Origin of the sequence: Mycolicibacterium gadium (genome assembly GCF_010728925.1) — a bacterium.
GTDB lineage: Bacteria > Actinomycetota > Actinomycetes > Mycobacteriales > Mycobacteriaceae > Mycobacterium > Mycobacterium gadium.
In genome coordinates, this window is record NZ_AP022608.1 from 5750577 (window position 1) to 5770152 (window position 19576).

Sequence of the window (19576 nt, forward strand, 5' to 3'; positions counted from 1 at the left end):
AGTCTTCTCTTACTGTGCGCTTACGCCGGCCCCGACGTCTATGCCATACAGCTGTGCGGCGTTTCGCCAACAGAGCTTGTCGCGTTGTTCCGCCGAGTACGAACTGGGCACCGTCAGCTCGTTGAGCTGCCAGTGCGGATAGCTCGACCCGTACATCACCATGTCGTCCTTGCCGGTGAAGTCAAGCCATTCGCCGGCGAATTCGACATCGCCGGGCCCGTCCATCGCGCCCTGGATGAAATAGGTGTGGCCGGGCAGGTAGTCGCTGGGCATCTTCGGCGCCCACGGAGTCTGCTCGAGGTGGGGGCGACCGAAGCAGTCCATCCGCCACATGAACGGCGTCAGCAGGTCACCGGCCCCGTCCGCCCAAACGAACTTCAGCGTGGGCATCTTCTCGAACACGCCTTCGACGATCAGGTTCATGAGGTGATACAGAAAGTTCAGCGCCATGAAGCTGACGTAGTGCTCGTATGTCCTCGGCACCCCATTCGGCGTAGGCGCGTACTGAACGCCCGCTCCGACCTCGATATGCACTGCGACCGGAAGATTCGCCGCCGCGGCCGCTTCCCACAACGGCCAGTACTGAGGTTTGCCGTAGAGCTCACGCGACTGCAGCGGGACGCCGATCTGTACGACGCGTGGGTGGTCGGCGTACTTCGCGATGTCGCGCAGCGCGCCGGTGACGTCGTCGGGATTGACCCGGATCGTGCCGCGGAACCGGTCGGCGTAGGAATTGTCCTCGAGCCAGCGCGACACCATGAGCTCGTTGTGCGCCGCCGCGATCGCGGTGCCGAGATGGCGGTCGGGCATGATCCCACGCGTCATCGGGTGCAGGATCGCAATGTCGACGCCGCGTTCTTCGAAGAGCTGCCGGCCGACGAACTCGGGGTCCGATCCGGGATAGCGGCGTTCGCGTTCGGTGTTGGGGGCGTACTCGCCCCCGGGGGCGCCGTACCAGTCCATCTCGTAGTCCGGGAATCCGCGGCTCTTGAACGGCTCGCGCATGAAGCCGCGCAGGTCCTTGTTCGACTCGCTGAAGATGTGCACGCTGGCATCGATCACGGGTGTCTTACCGAGCTGGCGCTTCTCGGGAAGTGTGTTCACTCAAGGTCTCCGATGTCCATCCGAGTGGCCGGAGCGCACGAAGGGCTGTGACATGCGCCGGCACCGGACATATAGCCATAGTAAAGGCTTGTTCTTCAAAGGCAAGAATCTTGTTCTCCAGCGGAACGCTTACTTCTTCGCAGGTCAGGGTGTGCGCTGGTCAGTCGCTTGGCGCTGCGGCCGTGAAACGAGGTAGTCGAATCCAGAGAACGGTTACAGCATCTAACGAGAATGTTATTCTCGTGCCAACCCACGACGAGGTCCTCGGGAGGCCACACGTGTTACTGGAATTCGACGCCGATCAGCGACTGTGGCAGGAGACCGTGCGCGACGCGGTCACCAAGGCTTGCCCGGCGTCGTTCGTTCGCGGGATCGCCGAGAACGGCGAAGACCCCATGCCGCTGTGGAAGACCTACGTCGACGCGGGCTGGACCGAGCTCAACGATCCGGAGAACGCCGTCGAACTCGCGATCGTCGCCGAGGAACTGGGCCGCGCCACCGATCCGACCCCGTTCCTGGCGACATTGACCCAGTTCGCGCCCCTCGCCGGCGACCGGTTCGATCCGCAGCTGGCCGGCACGGCCGTGTACAGCGGGGTGACCGCTCATCGCGACGCCCGGGGCTGGGTCCTGAATGGAACGGCGCATCACGTCCTCGACGGTGACCGCGCGGAGAAGCTCGCGGTGGTCACCGAGGCCGGGGTCTTCGTCGTCGACGCCGGTGAGGCCGCCACCCGGCGCAGCGACGTCTTCGATCCGGTGCTGCACGTCGCGGAGGTCACCTTCGCCGGTACGCACGTGCCCGACACCGACCGCGTCCGCGTCGACACCGAAAAGGCCCGGCACGTCGCGCTCACCGGCATGGCCATCACGACAGTCGGCGCCTGCCAACGCATCCTCGACCTGGTGCTCGAGCACGTGAAGCAGCGTCAGCAGTTCGGGGTGGCGATCGGAACCTTTCAGGCCGTGCAGCACAAGGCCGTCGACATGCACGTCGCGACCGAGCGTGCCCGCGCGCTGTCCTACTTCGCCGCCTTGACCATCGCAGCCGACGACCCTCGACGCCGGCTGGCCGCGGCAATGGCCAAGGCATCGGCGGGAGAGGCGCAGGCATTGGTGTTCCGCCACGGTCTGCAGCTGTTCGGCGCCATGGGATTCACGTGGGAGAACGACCTGCAGTTCGCGCTGAAACGAGCCAAGGCCGGTGAACTCCTGCTGGGTGGGGCTGCGGAGCATCGCGCCGTGATCGCCGCGGAATACAGGAGCTCCTGATGCAATTGACCTTCGACTCCGATGTCGAGGAGTTCCGCGCCGAGTTCGCGGCGTTCCTCGACGAGCACCTGCCCTCGGAGAGCGAGACCCAGGAGCGACCGAAGTCGGTGTCGCACATGCCTCAATGGGCGCGTGACTGGCAGCGGCTGTTGTTCGACAACGGCTGGTTGCTGCCCTCCCAGCCGCCGGAGTTCGGCGGCCGCAACGCAACAGTGCTGCAACAGTTCGTCCACCTCGACGAACTGTGCCGACGGCGGATTTACCACAGCTTCAACCCGCAGGGCGTGAATATCGTTGCGGCGTCGTTGATCTCCTTCGGTTCCGATGAGCAGAAGCATCGTTGGGCGGTGCCGGTGTTGCGCGGCGAGATGACGGCCTCCCTCGGGATGAGCGAGCCGAGTGCGGGGTCCGACCTGGCGTCGTTGCGCACACGAGCGGTCGCCGAGGGCGACCACTTCGTGGTCAACGGTCAGAAGGTTTGGACGTCCGGCGCACACGACGCCGACTTCCTGTTGACGTTCGTGCGCACCGATCCCGATGCCCCCAAACACAAGGGCATCAGCGTGCTGATCGTCCCGACCGACACTCCCGGTGTGGTGTGCCGGCCCTTCGCCGACATGTGCGGTGTGGACAACCTCGACTTCAACGAGGTGTTCTTCACCGACGCAAAGGTGCCGGCCGAGAACCTCGTCGGCCCGTTGAACGGCGGCTGGGCGGTCGCCAATGGCTCCCTGGGCCACGAACGCACCATGATGTGGCTCGGCTTCGCCGATCGGATCGACAACATGATCGCTGATTTCCGGCCGCGCACCGAGCTGGAGCGCGACCAGTACGCGACGACGATCATGGACTATCAGGCGCTGCGTGCGATGGGTTCGGCGGCGCTGGCCCGCGCCGCGCGCGGCGAGATGGACACCGCGTCGGTGTCGGTGCTGAAACTCTTCGGTTCTGAAGCCGAACGCCAGGCGTTCGAGAACGCGTTGACCGCGGCTGGAGCCGAGGGCCTCACCCACCCATCGACCACGGGTCCCTACGAACACATGAACCTCGACCACTATTTCGTCGGCTGGTTCGAGCGCTACGCGCGCAGCTTCGGCGGCACCATCGCAGGCGGCACGTCCGAGATCCAGCGCAACATCATCGCGCAGCAGGTGCTCGGTCTGCCGCGGCGCTGATAAGTGACCGATTCCGCTCCCACCCGAACCCACCCGGCGACGCTGCTCATCGACCGGCCCCACGTCGGCGTTGTTCTGCTGCAACTCAATCGGCCCAAACAGCTCAACGCGATCAACGAGGCGATGCGCGACGAGTTGATTGCGGCGCTCGCCGCCATCGGCTCCGACGCATCGGTCCATGCCGTCGTGATCACCGGACAGGGGCGTGGATTCTGTTCGGGGATCGACGTCCGCAACTTCGCGCCGCAGGCGCTGGAGGCCTCCGATCCCGCGATCGACCGGTTGCGGTTCCAGGAAGCGATGGCCGCTCTGCCTCAGGCGATCTGGAATCTGCCACAGCCCGTCATCGCGGCGGTGAACGGCCCGTGCGTGGGCGCGGGCTTCGCGCTGTGCCTGTCGTCCGACATCCGGATCTGCTCGACGTCCGCGACGTTCGGCAACGGTGCGATTCTGCTCGGACTGTCCGGCGCCGAAATGGGCATGAGCTACCACCTGCCCCGGATCGTCGGAACGAGTGTCGCCGCTGACTGGATGATGACGGGTCGGACGGTACCGGCGGCCGAAGCCGACCGGCGCGGTCTGGTGAGCCAAGTGGTCGAGCCGGAGCAGCTGATGCCGCGGGCACTCGAACTCGCCCAAGCCATCGCGGACCTGCCGCCGTTCGGCACTCAGCTGACAAAACGCGCGCTTCAGGTCAACACCGACGCGACGGGTTTGGGCGCGGCACTGGAGCTCGAGAATCGCAACCAGGTGCTCAGCCACGCCACAGACGAAGCCGAGGCGCGGCGGCGACCGAAGTGATCGCGGTACGGAAGGGCGGTATTCGATAGTGGCGTGGGACTTCTCCACCGATCCCGAATGGACGGAGCAGCTGGCCTGGGTCGAGCAGTTCGTCCGCGAGGAATGCGAGCCCATCGACTACGTGGTCAAGGAGTCGCACGACCTCAATGACCCCGTGCGCCAAGCGCTGATCCCGCCACTGCAGGAGATCGTCAAAGAGCGCGGGCTGTGGGCCACCCACCTCGGCCCGCATCTCGGCGGACCCGGCTACGGACAGGTGAAACTCGCGCTGCTCAACGAGATTCTCGGACGATCGGAATGCGCACCGATAGTGTTCGGATCCCAGGCGCCCGACTCCGGGAACAGTGAGATTCTCGCGCACTACGGCACAACGGAACTCAAGGAACGGTATCTCGAGCCGCTGTTGGACAACCGGATCGTGTCGTGCTTCTCGATGACCGAGCCGCAGGGCGGTGCCGACCCCAAGGTGTTCACCACCACGGCAGTGCAAGACGGCGATCACTGGGTGATCAAAGGCGAGAAGTGGTATTCCTCGTTCGCATCGATGGCGTCGTTCATCATCGTGATGGCGATGACCGATCCCGACGCGCCGCCGTACCAACGCTATTCGATGTTCGTCGTGCCCGGAGACACCCCCGGCATCAACGTGCTGCGCGACGTCGGCCTCGGCTACCAGCCGCCAGGCGGCGGACGCGAAGGCTACGTGCGGTACGAGAACGTCCGGGTACCCGCCGACCACATGCTCGGTCCTCGCGGTGGTGCGTTCGTGGTGGCGCAGACCCGGCTGGGCGGCGGCCGCATCCACCACGCCATGCGCACAGTCGGACTCGTGCGGCGGATCTTCGACATGCTGATCGAGCGGGCCGTCTCGCGGTACACGCAGGGAGAGCTGCTCGCCGACAAGCAGATGGTGCAGGAGATGATCGCCGACTCGTGGATGGAAATCGAGGCCTACCGTCTGCTGACTCTCCAAACTGCCTGGAAGATCGACAAATACAACGACTATAAGGCCGTACGCGGCGATATCTCGGCGGTGAAGGCGATGATGCAGAAGGTGCTGCATGACGTCTCGGCACGCGCCCTGCAACTGCACGGATCGCTGGGCACCTCCCATGAGATGCCGTTCGTGCAGTACATGACGGAGTCGTTCGTGCTCGGGCTTGCCGACGGGCCGACCGAGGTGCACAAGGTGACCCTGGCGCGGCTGTTACTCAAGGACGTCAAGCCTGCACCGGACGCGTTCCCGTCCGAGCACCTGCTGCGGCTGCGGGAAGCCGCCGAGGCGAAGTTCGCCGACAAGCTCGCAGGTATTGCGCGTACTTAGGAGGCCACGATGACGTGTGACGGCAAGGTGGCCCTGGTCACCGGCACCAGCCGTGGGTTGGGGAAGGCGATCGCGAAGCGATTGGCCGCAGAGGGGGCCACCGTCGCCCTCACCGCACGCACCGCCGAACCCGACCCGAAATATCAAGGCTCCCTGAGCCAGACGCTGGCGGAAATCGAACAATCGGGCGGCTCGGCGATCACCGTCGCCGCCGACCTCGCCAAACCCGAGGACCGCGAACGGATGTTCAACGAAGTCGTGGAGAAGATCGGCGCTCCCGACATTCTCGTGAACAACGCGGCCGTCACGTTCCTGCGGCCACTCGACGAGTTCCCCGAACGTCGCGTGCGTCTGATGCTGGAAATGCACGTGCTGGCCCCACTGCACCTCACCCAAATGGCGATACCCGCAATGCGCGAGCGGAAGCGGGGGTGGGTCCTGAACGTGACATCCGTCGGCGGCGATCTGCCTGACGGACCGCCGTTCTCCGCGTTCGATCGCGAGGCGGGTTTCGGCATTTACGGCACAGTGAAGGCTGCGCTCAACCGGTTGACGAAAAGCCTTGCGGCCGAGCTGTACGACGACGGCATCGCCGTGAACGCCGCAGCACCGTCCAACCCCGTCGCCACCGAAGGCGCGGGCGCGCTCGACCTGGCGAAAACCGACACCGAGGACATCGAGCTCATCACGCAGACGGCCTTCGTGTTGTGCACGGGCGATCCGAAAACCCTGACCGGCCGTATCGCCCACACCCAGCCGTTCCTGCGTGAGATCGGCTGGCTGTGAAGGTCTGTATTCTTGTCGTGAGCAGACGCAAAAGTGCCCATTTTCGGCCCAATTGGGGCAGTTTTGTGTCTGCTCGCCGGAGAAGGTGTTGGCTGTGAAGGTCCAGCCCGCTGCGTACCTGCGCACCACACTTCCGCTGGATCTCTCGGTACTGACGCAGCTCGACAGCGGCCGTTACCACTCGATCTGGTTGCCCGATCACATGGTCAGCTTCTGGCCCGACTCGATCTGGACTCCTGAATTCACCGACCTGGCAACGGTTTCTCCGTCGCCGCACCGCCACCTCGACGCCATGGCGGTGGCCGCGGCGGCGGCAGTGCTGACCGAGAACGTACCGCTGGTCACCAGCGTGATCGATACCGTGCGCCGTCATCCGGCACTGCTTGCACAGAGCGCGCTCACCATCGACCATCTCGCCAAGGGCCGATTCGTGCTCGGCCTGGGCAGTGGCGAGACCGAGAACACCGTGCCCTACGGGTTCGACTTCGCCAAACCGGTCAGCCGATTCGAAGAGGCGCTGCACGTCATCCGGCTGCTTTGGGACAGCGACGGCCCGGTCGATTTCGACGGGCAGTTCTACCACCTGCGCCACGCCCGGCTCGACACCGAGCCGTATCAGGGTGCCACCCCGCCGATCTGGATCGGGGCAAGCGGGCCGCGAACCTTGGAGATCGTCGGCCGCTACGCCGACGGGTGGTGGCCCACCGGCGCCTGGGATCCCGACGACTACGCCCAAAAGCTCGCCACCGTAAGGGCTTCGGCGGAGCGCGCCGGCCGCGATCCGATGGCGATCACGCCGTGCTATATCCAGGTCTGCTTGATCGGCCGCGACGCCGCCACCCTCGCTCAGATCGTGGACGCGCCGCTCGTCAAGGCGTTCCTGCTGCAGGTATCCGCCGAGCTCCTGCGCAGCCTCGGCTTCGAACACCCGATGGGGGAGCACTGGCGTGGCTACCAGGACATCGACCCCGCGACACTGACCCGCGAGCGCGTCGTCGAGTTTCTCGACCGGGTCGAGCCCGAATCAATCCTCGCGGTTGTCCCACACGGCACGCCGAAGCAGGTGGCGCAGAAGATCAAGAACTATGTCGACGCGGGTCTTCGCGTGCCCAAGATCCTGGACTATGGCGGTATGGCCGGACTCTCGCACTCCGCCGCGTCCGCGGAGAACGTTCGCGACGTCGAGGACGAACTGATGCGCCTGTGCGGAGACGTCCGGTGAGTGGCGCGCTCGACGCGACGGACATGTTGAGCCGGGCGCAGGCCCACACTGGATTGACGGACTACGGCGACGCCACGCTGCCGCAGCGATTCGCCACGGCCGTCGACCTTCTCAAGGGCATCGGCTTGGACGCCGACGGTAGGGGGCGGGCCGAGGACGTTTGTCACTGGCTGCTCACCTCACGACTGGAGTTCTTCGAGGACCGAAACCGGTATTCGATCGCCGACGAAGTGATCGAGCGGCCCATGTTCGTGACCGGCGAACCGCGCTCGGGCACGACCCTGATGCACGCCCTGATGTCGGTGGATCCCGACGCGCGCGCTCTGCGGTTCTGGGAGGTGATGTATCCGTCCCCGCCACCCGGAATCGCCGGCGATGACGACCCTCGCCGGGCGCGCGCCGATGCCGACTGGCGCGAGATCAACGCACAGATGCCGAAATGGCTGCACAGCCATCCCTACAACGACATGCTCGGCGACGGATTGCCCGAGGACGAACGCACCTGGGCCTTCGACTTCCGCGTCATGACACCGACCGCGTGGTGGCGGGTTCCGATGCAGACGGTGGTCGGGGGTCTGCCCACCGACGATGCCGCGCAGTACCGCATCCATAGGGCGATGCTGCAACAGTTCCAGTACGGACGCCCGCGCAAGCAGTGGGTTCTGAAGGGGTTCCACGGCTTTCGTCTGCGGGAGTTCTTCAACTGCTATCCGGACGCGACCCTGCTGTGGCTGCACCGAGACCCCGTGCAGGTCGCCGCCTCGCGCACGATGATGATGGCCGACATCCTCGAAGGCATCGTCGGCCCGATCGACCTACAGCAGGCGGCGAAAATGCATCTCGAGCTGACGCGGGCAAGCATCGCCAACACCATGACCAACCCGCTCACCGACGATCCCCGGATCCTGCACGTGCGCTACACCGACTTTCTCGCCGACCCTGTCGGCACCGTCGGCCGTTACTACGAATTCCGCGGCCAGACCATGAGCACCGATGCCCGAACGGAGATGCGCGCCTACCTGGAGAACAATCCCGGCGACCGGCACGGGAAGTTCCGCTATTCGACCAAACTCCTCACCGACATCGGTGCCGATCTCGAGGCATTGCATGAGGAATTCCGGCCTTTCCGTGATCGATTCGGCGTCGCAATCGAACAGCGGAGGTAAGCGTGCATAGTCGGCTATCGGTGCACAGTGTGACGTTTCTCGGCACGCCTGTCGCCGAGCAACATTCGATGTGGACCACCCTCGGACTCACCCGGCTGAGCCTGATCGACTCCCAACTCGATGAACCGCAACTGGCGCAACTCATCGAGCGACACGGCTACTCGGTCGACACGGTGTATCACCTGTTCGAGTCCGGCGACCGGTTGTCCCGCGTCATCGAGACCGCCGCCGCTCTCGGAACCCGCGTGGTGTACATGTTGACGGGCGGTCGCGGCGAATTGAACTGGGGTCAGGCCGCCGAACGCTTCTGCGCGGGGGTCGCCCCGTGTGTGCGGGTGGCGGAGCAGGCCGGTGTGACACTCGCCATCGAAAACGCCTCCGCTCTCTACGCGGACATCCACATCGCGCACACGCTGCGCGACACGGTCACCCTCGCCGAGATGGCGGGCATCGGTGTCTGTATCGACCTGTTCCACTGCTGGGCGGAAGCCGACCTCGTCGGTCTCGTCGAACGCGCGCTGCCGCGGACGCTGCAAATTCAGCTCAGCGACTACGTCCTCGGTGACCGGGCACTACCGGCCCGCGCCGTCCCGGGCGACGGGACGATCCCGATCGAGCCGTTCATCCGGCAGGTACTCGCCGGCGGCTACCGCCATGGCTTCGATCTGGAGCTGATCGGTCCGCGAATCGAGGCCGAGGGCCGTCTCGACGCGGCACGTCGCGGCTGCGAAACGGTATCGACAATGCTGAAGCGACTTGGCGCGTAGGGGATAACGATGGCGCTTGGAGACGGTTCTGATGACGCCGCGCTGCACGCCGCGTGGATCGACTTCTGCGAACGTCTCAAGGTCGCCGGCGCACGGGTCTTCAAGGATCTGAACCCCACCTCGGGTCTGCAGCGGGCCGACGGCTTCCGGTTCCTGACCCAGAACCTCGGCCAGGCCTTCGATCTGGGGCTGGAGACCAGGGACCCTCGTTATCCGGCGATTCATGCGTTCTGCAATCCCACGCGCAAGCTCGGCGGCGACTGCGCCGACTTCGTCTATCAGCAGGCGTGGATCGACGGCGAGTCGACGTATCGCGTCGTCGGCAACCGCGGCACCGCACGATTTCTCAACATCACCGTGCAGGGGCCGCGCCCTGACGGTCCTGGCGTACTCCACGAACCATTCGGAGACGTGCCGGAGGCCAATCTGTTCGGCCACGAGCTCACCGCCGAACCCGACGGCAGTTTCGAGATTCACGTCGGCGGCGAACAGCGTGGCGCGAATTGGCTGCCCACCACGGCGGGGTCGCGCAAGTTGTTCATCCGCCAGGGTTTCGACTCCTGGGAGGAGCGGCCGGCTCGCCTGCAAATAGAACGAGTCGACATGGCTACTCCCAAGCCTCCGGCGACTCCTGAGTCGATGATCGACGCGATGGGCTGGGCGGGTGACTTCGTCACCGGCCTGATGGACGACTGGCCGGAGTTCCCGTTCCGCTACGGCGGGGTGGACGCCGCGAATCCCAACCGCTTCCCGGCCGCCGGCGCGATCGCCGCCGATGCGAAACGCGGTCGCGCCGCGACCAATATGCATTGGGTACTGGCCGCCGACGAAGCGCTCATCATCGAGTTCGACGCGCATGACGGCTTGTGGATGTTCACCAACATGGGCGTGTTCTTCAACAGCATGGACTACCTCTACCGGCCGGTGAGTTACACGCCGAGCCGCACCGCGGTGGACGGCGACGGCAAGGTCCGGCTGGTCCTGGCGCACGACGATCCGGGATATCACAACTGGGTCGACACGCAGGGATTCGAGCGGGGCAACATCACGTACCGGCACATGCTGGCGGGCGAGCCGGCCGAGTTGCACACCCGGGTGGTCAAGCGCGCGCAGCTGGTCGATGCGCTGCCACCTGACTCTGCGACCGTCACCGCCGCCGAGCGCGTCGCGCAGATGTGGGCTCGCTTCAACGGAATTCGGCAGCGCTACAACCTGTGATTTCGGTGCGCATACGATCGCTGCCCGGTCGTCAGCGCACCGAAATCACTAGAGGCGCTGCAGTCTGAACGTCCAGAACTGCTGTCCGGGCGGGCCATTGAAGCAGCCGACGTCGTAGTTCGAGGTGATTGTGCCGGTCAACGAGGTGTCGTCCCACACATAGGTTTCGTGGGTGGGCATGGCGTAACCGGGAAGACACTGCAGACCGTCGGATACGTCGACCTTCAACGTCCACTGGCCATTGGCCAGGTAGGCATTTCCCTGATAGTAGTTGTAGAACTTCAGCCGCGGCGCCGCGCTGATGTACCTGCAATCCGGTTCTCCGGCGCCGCATCGCGCGACGAACCAGAACCACGACGCCCGCTCGTACCTGTTGGTCTGAAGATCGTAGTTGCCGTAATTCCAGAAGGCGTTCGCTGGTGGCGCGACCACCGTTGCCAGCGTCAGGAGGACGGCGGCGGCCACCGCGGCCAGGACCTTGACGGATTTCATCGCGTCCTCCCAATTCCGTTCGCCGGTGCCTATCAAACCATCTTGTAGCAAATCTCGGTTCCGATCAGTCGATGACGACAGCGTCCTTGTGTTCGGTGATGGGTCGGGCCGGCTGCTGTTCATCGCAGATCCGCTGAAGTTTCTCCAGCGTCTCGTCCAGTCCCGGACCCAGTGGCTTGCCCGGCGTGAACGTCGCGGGAAGGTGCTTCATGCCCTGGATGACACCTATGGTCTCGTAGTGCTCGGTCCCCTCGGGGTCACAAACGTAGTCGGGCATGCGGTCGAGCACAGCGGTCAGCATCGACTTGAAAACCGTGCGGGCGACGTTGGAGCCCACGCAACGGTGCACACCGATACCGAAGCTGAAGTGGCGGTTGCCCTTCCGGTCCATGATGAGCTCGTTGGGCTCCTCGAAGACCGACGGGTCGCGGTTGGCCATGGCCCACGAAATCCAAAGTCGCTCGCCTTCTTTGAACCTCGTACCCTCGACCTCGACATCGTCGGCGAAGGTGCGACCGTCGCCCGGTGCGGGCGTGTAGAAGCGCAGGAACTCCTCGGTGGCCGGGTTCAGTAAGGTGTCGCGTTCGCGGCTGAGCAGCTCGCGCTGGTCCGGGTTCTCCGACAGCCACTCCAGCGAGTGCGCGGTGAGCGCGGTGGTGGTGTCGAAGCCGCCGCCGATGATCAACCCGAGGTTGCCGAGGATCTCCAGGTCAGGGGCCGGTTCACCGTCGATACGCAATTGCAGCAGTGCGTTGATCAACCCGGGCCGCGGGTTCTCGCGGACCTCCATCATCGTGGTGATCATGTCGATACCCATCTGGCGGTTCATCTCGGCGACGCGGGCGGCGTCGGGCGAATGCTCCGGGGTGGATACCGAGAGGTGCGCGGGCTCGCTGTAGACCGGCCACTTCTTCAGCTCGATGCCCATCATCGCCAGCGTCAGCACGGCGGGCACGATGTTGGCCAGGTCGTCGACGAAGTCGATGCGGCCCGACTCGATCTTCTCGTCGAGGGCCGCCCGGGTGATCTCGTCGACGAACGGTTGCCATCGCCGGACCGCGGCAGGGGAGAGGTAGGGGTTCAACGCACCGCGGTAGATGCTGTGCTCAGGCTCGTCCATCTCGAGGATGCCGCCCCGCACGACCGTGGCTCGTTGCGCCTTCGGGATCGTTATTCCCTGATAGCCCTTGCGCTCTCCGTTGATGTCGTGATCGTTGGACACCACCGGACAGCGCGCCAACTCGAACACGTGCTTGCTGTCGGCGGCGACCCAATGTCCGTCGTAGACATCGGTCCAGGCCATCGGGCATCTGGACTGCATCTCCTCGGTGATCTTCTCGAACTGCAGCCGATACTCCGGAGTGTGCCGGTCGAAGTGATACCGGTTCTTCTTCCGCTCGTTGTCGGCGGCGCGGATGTCGTCGACACTCAAGACCTGTCTCCCTGCACTTTTGGTGGCTGAATTGCCACTGTCACTCTTCGATCGAGATGGCCTGCTCGGGGCACGACTGCACGGCTTCTCGTACCGCGTCCTCCTGGTCGGGCGGCACCACCTCGTGCACCGGCGAGGCGGTGCCGTCAATATCGCTGAGCTCGAAGGAATCTGGCGCGATCATCGAGCACAGCGTGTGGCCCTGGCAGCGCCCCGAGTCGACGAAAACCTTCACGATGTCCCCTTGTCAGATGTGGTAGTCGTACCACTTCAGGTATCCGCCGGCGTCGACGCGTTGCTGGGTGCCGGTGACGTATCGGGCCTCGTCCGATGCCAGGAACAGGACCATGTTGCTGATGTCCTCGGGTTCGATCCAGGGCACCTTCATCGCCTGCTGCACGTAGAACACGGGTTCGGCGTCCGCCTTCGTGGGGTGCTCGAGGTCGGGGCGGAACGACTTGTACATCGGCTCGCTTTGCAACATCGGAGTGTTGCAGTTGGTCGGGTGAATGACGTTAGCCCGGATGCCTCGTGGCGCGAGTTCCGCTGCGAGGTTGTGGACATACTGCGACAGCAGCCGCTTCGAGTGGAGATACGCGGCGCCACCCGGGTCGGCGCCCGGGTTGTCGTTCTTACCGACGTCCATCAACGCCGCGGTGGATCCGGTCGCGATGATCGAAGCACCTTCGCGGAGGTGCGGAATCGCCACGTGAATGGCGTTCAGGGTGCCGATCAGATTGGTGTTCATCACGTCTACCCAGGCAGCCATGTCACCCGAGCCCTTCATGCCGGCGATTCCGGCCGACGTGACGACGATGTCGAGCCCGCCGAGCTCCGAAACACCCGCTTCCAGCGCGTGCTTCAGCTGCGCGGCGTCACTCACATCGACCTGCGCGGTGACGACGCGCTGTCCCGTCTTCTCGACGAACTGCGCCGTCTCCTCCAGGTCCTCCGGTGTGGCCATCGGGTAGCCAACAGTCGCGAAATCTTCACATCGGTCGACGGCGATGATGTCGGCGCCCTCTTCGGCCAACCGGATGGCGTGACTGCGCCCCTGTCCGCGGCCCGCGCCGGTGACGAATGCGACCTTGCCCTGTACTCGTCCCACTGAAACGTCCTTTCAATCTGGCTGGTTTGATTACGTGTTCCGGCCGCCGTTGACGCCCAGGATCTGACCGGTGATGTAGCCCGCCTCTTCGGAGATCAGGAACGCGCAGGCGGCCGCGATGTCCTCGGGCCTGCCGATGCGCCGCACCGGCGTCGACTCGATGGTCTGCTGGACCGTCAGGTAGCCGCGCTCTTCAGACTTCCGCAGCATCGGCGTGTCGATGAAGCCGGGGGGCACCGCGTTCACCGTGATTCCGCTGGGACCGTACTCCAGGGCCAGCGACTTGGTGAGTCCGTTGACCGCCGACTTGGCCGCGACATACGGGGACATGAACGGCTGGCCGGAATGCGTGCTCGACGACGAGATGTTGACGATGCGCCCCCAGCCGGCCTCGATCATGTCGGGCAACACCGCCTGGATGCAGTGAAAGACCCCGTTGAGGTTCACGTCGACGACCCGCTGCCACTCCTCGAACGAGATGTCGGTGAATCGCTTGAACTTCTCCAGCCCCGCGGCGTTCACCAGAACCGTCACCGGACCGAGCTGGGCGCGCACAGCGTCGAGGGCGGCGTCGACCTGAGCGCGGTCGGTGACGTCGGCGACGTACGAGTTGTCAGCGTCCGACGGATTGAGGTCCAGGATCGCCACGTTCATGCCGTCGGCACGCAACCGGTGCGCCACTGCGTGCCCGATGCCGGAGCCGCCTCCGGTCACGACAGCGTTCTTCAACTCCACACCTGCCGGTCAAGCATTAAGAATCGTCCTTCCGATTATGAGAACCGTACTCTCGTGCGCAACAATCCCGCAAGACACGGTAGAGGTCAGATTCGCACTGGTGAGACGTTTCGTCGACGATTGTCGCACCGTTAGGTGCAGGCAGTGACAGTTCTAGGCTTTTCCTTGAGTTCTCTTGCTACGAATGTATGATTCGCCGGTGATGAGAATGAAGTTTCCATCACATCGGGCTGTGTGCTGAGGAGGATGATGCAGGAAACGACCATCTCGGGTAATGGCTCAGCCACCGACACCGCCATACGCGGCGCCGATCGGCGGCTGCTGATAGACGGCCAGTTACTCGATACGTCTCGGACGTTTCCCACCCTCAACCCGGCCACCGGCGAGATGCTCGGCCATGCACCGGACGCCACCGTTGGCGACGCCCAAGCGGCGGTGGGCGCCGCGCGCCGCGCCTTCGACGAGACCGACTGGTCGACCAACACCGAATTGCGGATTCGCTGCCTCGAACAGCTGCACCAGGCGCTGGTCGACCACCGCGACGAACTCGCCGCGCTGACCATCGCCGAGGTCGGCGCGACCGAAGCGTTGTGCCAGGGCGCTCAACTGGACCAGCCGATCGCGATCGTCCGCTATTACGCAGACCTGTTGAAGACCTACCCGATGACCGAAGACCTCGGAAACATCGAAAGCCGGGGCATGCAGCACCACCGTTGGGTGGAGAAGGAGGCCGGCGGCGTCGTCGCGGCGATCATCGCGTACAACTATCCGACCCAGCTGGCACTGGCCAAGCTCGCGCCCGCACTCGCCGCGGGCTGCACGGTGATCCTGAAGTCCGCGCCCGACACCCCGCTCATCACCCTGGCGCTGGGGGAGCTGATCGCCAACCACACTGACATCCCCGCCGGCGTCGTCAACGTCCTCAGTGGCGCCGATCCCGAGGTCGGTGCCGCGCTGACCACCAGCCCCGATGTCGACATGGTCACCTTCACCGGTTCCACACCGACCGGCCGGCGGATCATGTCGGCGGCCAGCGACACCCTCAAGAGGGTGTTCCTGGAACTCGGCGGCAAGTCGGCGGCGATTGTGCTCGACGATGCCGACTTCAACACCGCGGCGCTGTTCTCGGCCTTCAGCATGGTCACTCACGCCGGTCAGGGTTGCGCGCTGACGTCGAGGCTGTTGGTGCCGAGGAGTCGTCACGACGAGATCGTCGAGATGATCAAGAACAATTTCGCGCTGGTGCGCTATGGCAACCCAGCCGACCCCGGTACTTACATGGGTCCGCTGATCAGCGACAAACAGCGCGACAAGGTCGACGGTATGGTGCAGCGCGCCGTTGAGGCGGGCGCCACCTTGGTCACCGGAGGCGAGAAGGTCGACCCGGGTTTCTTCTACACCCCGACGCTGCTGACCGACGTGGACCCCGACAGCGAGATCGCTCAGGAAGAGGTGTTCGGCCCGGTCCTCGTGGTCATCGCCTACGACAACGACGACGACGCGGTGCGAATCGCCAACAATTCGATCTACGGGTTGTCCGGCGCCGTGTTTGGCGGCCAGGACCGTGCGCTCGCGCTGGCCCGCCGCATTCGGACGGGCACGTTCTCGATCAACGGGGGTAACTACTTCAGCCCCGACAGTCCGTTCGGCGGCTACAAACAGTCGGGCATCGGACGCGAGATGGGCACCGCGGGGCTCGAGGAGTTCCTCGAGTCGAAGACGTTCGCGACGGTGGTGAGCGGCTGATGTGGGGGTACCGCCCGCTTGCGGGGGACGCTTGCGCGAATAGGAGAGGCCAATGAGCGGACCACTCGACGGGATCCGCGTCCTCGAGGTCGCAATGTACGGCTTCGTGCCGTCGGCAGGCGCCGTGCTACGCGAATGGGGCGCCGACGTCATCAAAGTCGAGCACGCCGTGACCGGCGATCCGCAGCGCGGCTTGCGCCAGACCGGGCTGCTGCGGGTCGAGGGCGATCCCAACCCCAACATCGAACACGCCAACCGCGGCAAGCGCAGCATCGGTCTCGACATGTCGGTGCCCGATGGCAAAGAGGTGCTGCTGGAACTGGCCCAGCGCGCTGACGTGTTCCTCACGAGCTTTTTGCCGGGACATCGAAAGAAGTTCGGCATCGATGTCGAGGACATTCGCGCCGTCAACCCCAAGATCATCTACGCCAGGGGTAGTGCGCTGGGGCCGCGCGGCGAGGAGTCGGTCAAGGGCGGCTACGACATGACCGCGTTCTGGTGCCGGGCGGGTACTGCGGCCACCATCACCCCACCGGGGACACCGGGCATGGTCGGACCGCCGGGCCCCGCCTACGGCGACACCATCTCGGGCACCAACCTCGCGGGCGGCATCGCCGCGGCGCTGCTCAAGCGGGAGCGGACCGGTGAGACATCGGTGGTGGACGTGTCACTTTTGGGTAGCGGCCTCTGGTCGCTCGGACACACCGTGGCGTTGACCAAGCACCTCGGTCAGCGGATGGAAGCCTTCCCCCCTGGGACGCAGGGTTCGCCCTTCAACCCGCTGGTCGGTCTGTATCCGACCGCAGACGAGCGCTACATCTCCTTCGTGATGATGCAGCCCACCAAATTCTGGGCCGACGTCTGCAAGCACATGGATCTCGACGAACTCGCCGATGATCCGCGCTTCGCGACCGCCGAGTCCATCGCGGAGAACACCGCGGCGGCCAACGAGATCCTCAGCGAGGCGATGCAGAAGCGGACTCTTCCTGAGTGGAGTGAAAGGTTCGCAACGCTACTAGGGCCGTGGGCCCCAGTGCAGGACACCCTGCAGGCGGTCGAGGACGCGCAGATCCGCGCCAACGAGTACCTGGTGACCGCAGGTGAACTCGAATTGGTCGCGAATCCGGTGCAGTTCGATATGAGTCCACCCCAAACCGGCCCCGCTCCGGGGTTTGCGGAGCAAACTGACGAAGTCTTGCTGGAACTCGGATTGGATTGGGATCGGATCATCGAGCTGAAGACGGCCGGGGCCGTCACCTAGACATCGAGAGAGGCCAGGAATACAGCCCAAATGCCGTACGTCACTTCGATCGACACCCAGGTGCCGCGCAGCAGGGGGTCATCCCCCGAAATTAGCGGTTCCTGCGCGGGCATCGGCGCGATCGGCTATGAAGGTGTCGGATTCACCGAGGGGCTGCGGGGGGCTATAACTCATCGAATCCGACGGGACGACTGTCGTCGGGAGGATCTGTGCGGGACACAGATCAACTTGGTGCACAATGTCTTTCGGTCGGCGGGGGTATCAGCAGTGACCATCGTGGGAGGAGCCACCTATCGCGCGGGGTAGCGGGCCAGATCGGTGGTCGCCTGGGTTGCCTCAGCTGAGCAGCTTTGCAGGCCCGATGCAGGCTGTCGGCGGTCTTTTTGCCATGTCGGCTGATGCGGTGCGATTCGTGTTCCGCAGGCCGTTTCAGTGGCGTGAGTTTCTAGACCAATGCTGGTTCATCGCACGGGTCGCTTTGGTGCCGACGTTGCTCGTGGCGATCCCGTTCACGGTGCTGGTCAGCTTCACGCTCAACATTCTTCTGCGTGAGCTGGGTGCGGCTGATCTGTCGGGCGCAGGTGCGGCATTCGGTGCGGTGACGCAGATCGGTCCGCTTGTGACAGTGCTCATCGTGGCGGGGGCGGGTTCGACGGCGATCTGTGCGGACCTGGGGTCGCGAACCATCCGCGAGGAGATCGAGGCGATGGAGGTACTGGGTATCAACCCAGTGCAGCGGTTGGTGACACCGCGGATGCTGGCCGCGGGTCTGGTCGCGTTGCTGCTCAACAGCTTTGTGGTGGTCATCGGAATCCTGGGTGGCTATTCGTTCTCGGTGTTCATCCAGGACGTGAACCCGGGGGCGTTCGCGGCCGGTATCACGCTTCTGACCGGGGTGCCCGAGGTCATCATCTCGTGTGTGAAGGCCCTCCTGTTCGGTTTGATCGCTGGACTGGTCGCCTGTTACCGGGGGTTGAGCATCACTGGTGGTGGTGCCAAAGCGGTAGGCAACGCCGTCAACGAGACCGTGGTCTATGCGTTCATGGCGCTGTTCGTGATCAACGTGCTCGTCACAGCCATCGGCATCCGGATGACGACGGGGTAGCGGATGGGCACATCAACGGTTCTCAAGTCCAGGTTTCCGCGGGCCTCGACCGCGGCCCGCCGCCCGGTGGAGTGGTTGGGCGGCATTGGCGACCACATGATCTTTTATGCGAAGTCGCTGGGCGGGACTCCACATGCCTTCGTGCACTACCGCAAGGAGGTCATCCGGTTGATTGCCGAGATCTCCATGGGCGCAGGGACGTTGGCGATGATCGGCGGTACCGTCGTGATCGTCGGATTCTTGACGTTGGCCGCCGGTGGGACCCTGGCGGTACAGGGCTATTCCTCGCTGGGCAACATCGGGATCGAGGCGCTGACCGGATTCCTGTCGGCCTTCATAAACGTGCGTATCGCCGCGCCGGTGGTGGCGGGAATCGGGCTGGCGGCCACTTTCGGTGCCGGGGTGACCGCTCAGTTGGGTGCGATGCGGATCAACGAGGAGATCGACGCGCTGGAAGCGATGGCGATCCGGCCGGTCGAGTATCTGGTGAGCACGCGCATCATCGCGGGCATGATCGCGATCACGCCGCTGTACTCGATCGCGGTCATCTTGAGCTTCGTGGCCTCCCAGTTCACGACGGTGGTGTTGTTCGGTCAGTCCGGCGGGCTTTATGACCACTACTTCGACACGTTCCTCAACCCGATCGACCTTCTGTGGTCATTCCTGCAGGCGATCTTGATGGCGATCACGATCCTGTTGATCCATACCTACTTCGGCTACTTCGCCACCGGCGGGCCCTCCGGTGTCGGCGTCGCAGTGGGCAACGCGGTTCGCACCAGTCTGATCGTCGTCGTCTCGGTGACGCTGCTGGTGTCGCTGTCCATCTACGGTTCCAACGGCAACTTCAACCTCTCCGGATAAGC

At 64.6% G+C, this 19576-nt stretch carries 19 protein-coding genes; 13 read left to right on the top strand and 6 right to left on the bottom strand.

From position 1 onward, the window contains the following. Nucleotides 1–9: 9 nt before the first annotated feature. Nucleotides 10–1104, bottom strand: coding sequence for an amidohydrolase family protein (locus tag G6N36_RS28395; RefSeq protein ID WP_163690120.1), 1095 nt, complete (start codon nt 1102–1104; stop codon nt 10–12). A gap of 278 nt (nt 1105–1382) precedes the next feature. Here G6N36_RS28395 and G6N36_RS28400 point away from each other — a divergent pair, with 278 nt between their 5' ends. From G6N36_RS28400 to G6N36_RS28440, 9 genes are all read left to right on the top strand, one after another. Continuing rightward, nucleotides 1383–2375, top strand: coding sequence for an acyl-CoA dehydrogenase family protein (locus G6N36_RS28400; protein ID WP_163690965.1), 993 nt, complete (start codon nt 1383–1385; stop codon nt 2373–2375). Next, a complete protein-coding gene (locus G6N36_RS28405; protein WP_163690121.1) occupies nt 2375–3550 on the top strand; it encodes an acyl-CoA dehydrogenase family protein in 1176 nt (391 codons plus the stop codon). The genes G6N36_RS28400 and G6N36_RS28405 overlap by 1 nt, the downstream gene beginning before the upstream one ends. Nucleotides 3551–3553: 3 nt before the next feature. Further along, nucleotides 3554–4351 carry an enoyl-CoA hydratase/isomerase family protein gene (locus G6N36_RS28410; RefSeq protein ID WP_372512361.1) on the top strand — a complete coding sequence of 266 codons (798 nt, stop codon included), beginning with the start codon at nt 3554–3556 and terminating at the stop codon, nt 4349–4351. Nucleotides 4352–4379: 28 nt separating this feature from the next. Further along, entirely contained in the window at nt 4380–5675 is a 1296-nt protein-coding gene (locus G6N36_RS28415) for an acyl-CoA dehydrogenase family protein (protein ID WP_163690122.1), read from the top strand. Between the two features lie 9 nt (nt 5676–5684). Continuing rightward, the gene (locus G6N36_RS28420) at nt 5685–6461 is read left to right on the top strand and encodes an SDR family NAD(P)-dependent oxidoreductase (RefSeq protein WP_163690123.1); all 777 of its coding nucleotides are present in this window, start codon (nt 5685–5687) and stop codon (nt 6459–6461) included. A 94-nt stretch (nt 6462–6555) separates the two neighbouring features. Then, complete coding sequence (locus G6N36_RS28425) at nt 6556–7683, top strand: LLM class flavin-dependent oxidoreductase (protein WP_163690124.1); 1128 nt, start codon at nt 6556–6558, stop codon at nt 7681–7683. After that, nucleotides 7680–8849, top strand: a complete 1170-nt coding sequence (locus G6N36_RS28430; protein ID WP_163690125.1) for a sulfotransferase family protein — start codon at nt 7680–7682, stop codon at nt 8847–8849. The genes G6N36_RS28425 and G6N36_RS28430 overlap by 4 nt, the downstream gene beginning before the upstream one ends. A gap of 2 nt (nt 8850–8851) precedes the next feature. Further along, nucleotides 8852–9616 carry a sugar phosphate isomerase/epimerase family protein gene (locus tag G6N36_RS28435; RefSeq protein WP_163690126.1) on the top strand — a complete coding sequence of 255 codons (765 nt, stop codon included), beginning with the start codon at nt 8852–8854 and terminating at the stop codon, nt 9614–9616. A gap of 9 nt (nt 9617–9625) precedes the next feature. Beyond that, nucleotides 9626–10834, top strand: a complete 1209-nt coding sequence (locus tag G6N36_RS28440; protein ID WP_163690127.1) for a DUF1214 domain-containing protein — start codon at nt 9626–9628, stop codon at nt 10832–10834. A gap of 48 nt (nt 10835–10882) precedes the next feature. Here G6N36_RS28440 and G6N36_RS28445 read toward each other — a convergent pair whose 3' ends face one another. The 5 genes from G6N36_RS28445 to G6N36_RS28465 all read right to left on the bottom strand — a co-directional run bounded on the left by G6N36_RS28445 (nt 10883) and on the right by G6N36_RS28465 (nt 14595). Then, nucleotides 10883–11326, bottom strand: a complete 444-nt coding sequence (locus G6N36_RS28445; RefSeq protein WP_163690128.1) for a hypothetical protein — start codon at nt 11324–11326, stop codon at nt 10883–10885. A 64-nt stretch (nt 11327–11390) separates the two neighbouring features. After that, entirely contained in the window at nt 11391–12758 is a 1368-nt protein-coding gene (locus G6N36_RS28450; protein ID WP_163690129.1) for a cytochrome P450, read from the bottom strand. A gap of 40 nt (nt 12759–12798) precedes the next feature. After that, nucleotides 12799–12993: a ferredoxin gene (locus tag G6N36_RS28455; RefSeq protein WP_083125735.1), complete on the bottom strand. Its 195-nt coding sequence runs from the start codon at nt 12991–12993 to the stop codon at nt 12799–12801. A gap of 12 nt (nt 12994–13005) precedes the next feature. Then, nucleotides 13006–13866, bottom strand: coding sequence for a mycofactocin-coupled SDR family oxidoreductase (locus G6N36_RS28460; protein WP_163690130.1), 861 nt, complete (start codon nt 13864–13866; stop codon nt 13006–13008). Nucleotides 13867–13896: 30 nt separating this feature from the next. Then, on the bottom strand, nt 13897–14595 hold the full coding sequence (locus G6N36_RS28465) for an SDR family NAD(P)-dependent oxidoreductase (RefSeq protein ID WP_163690131.1): 699 nt from the start codon (nt 14593–14595) through the stop codon (nt 13897–13899). A gap of 255 nt (nt 14596–14850) precedes the next feature. On the opposite strand from G6N36_RS28465, the gene G6N36_RS28470 reads away from it, so the two are divergent. From G6N36_RS28470 to G6N36_RS28485, 4 genes are all read left to right on the top strand, one after another. Then, nucleotides 14851–16347 carry an aldehyde dehydrogenase family protein gene (locus tag G6N36_RS28470; protein WP_163690967.1) on the top strand — a complete coding sequence of 499 codons (1497 nt, stop codon included), beginning with the start codon at nt 14851–14853 and terminating at the stop codon, nt 16345–16347. A gap of 52 nt (nt 16348–16399) precedes the next feature. Further along, nucleotides 16400–17608 carry a CaiB/BaiF CoA transferase family protein gene (locus G6N36_RS28475; RefSeq protein ID WP_163690132.1) on the top strand — a complete coding sequence of 403 codons (1209 nt, stop codon included), beginning with the start codon at nt 16400–16402 and terminating at the stop codon, nt 17606–17608. A gap of 292 nt (nt 17609–17900) precedes the next feature. Then, entirely contained in the window at nt 17901–18713 is an 813-nt protein-coding gene (locus G6N36_RS28480; RefSeq protein ID WP_163690968.1) for an MlaE family ABC transporter permease, read from the top strand. 3 nt (nt 18714–18716) lie between these two features. Continuing rightward, complete coding sequence (locus G6N36_RS28485) at nt 18717–19574, top strand: MlaE family ABC transporter permease (RefSeq protein ID WP_163690133.1); 858 nt, start codon at nt 18717–18719, stop codon at nt 19572–19574. Nucleotides 19575–19576 lie beyond the last annotated feature (2 nt).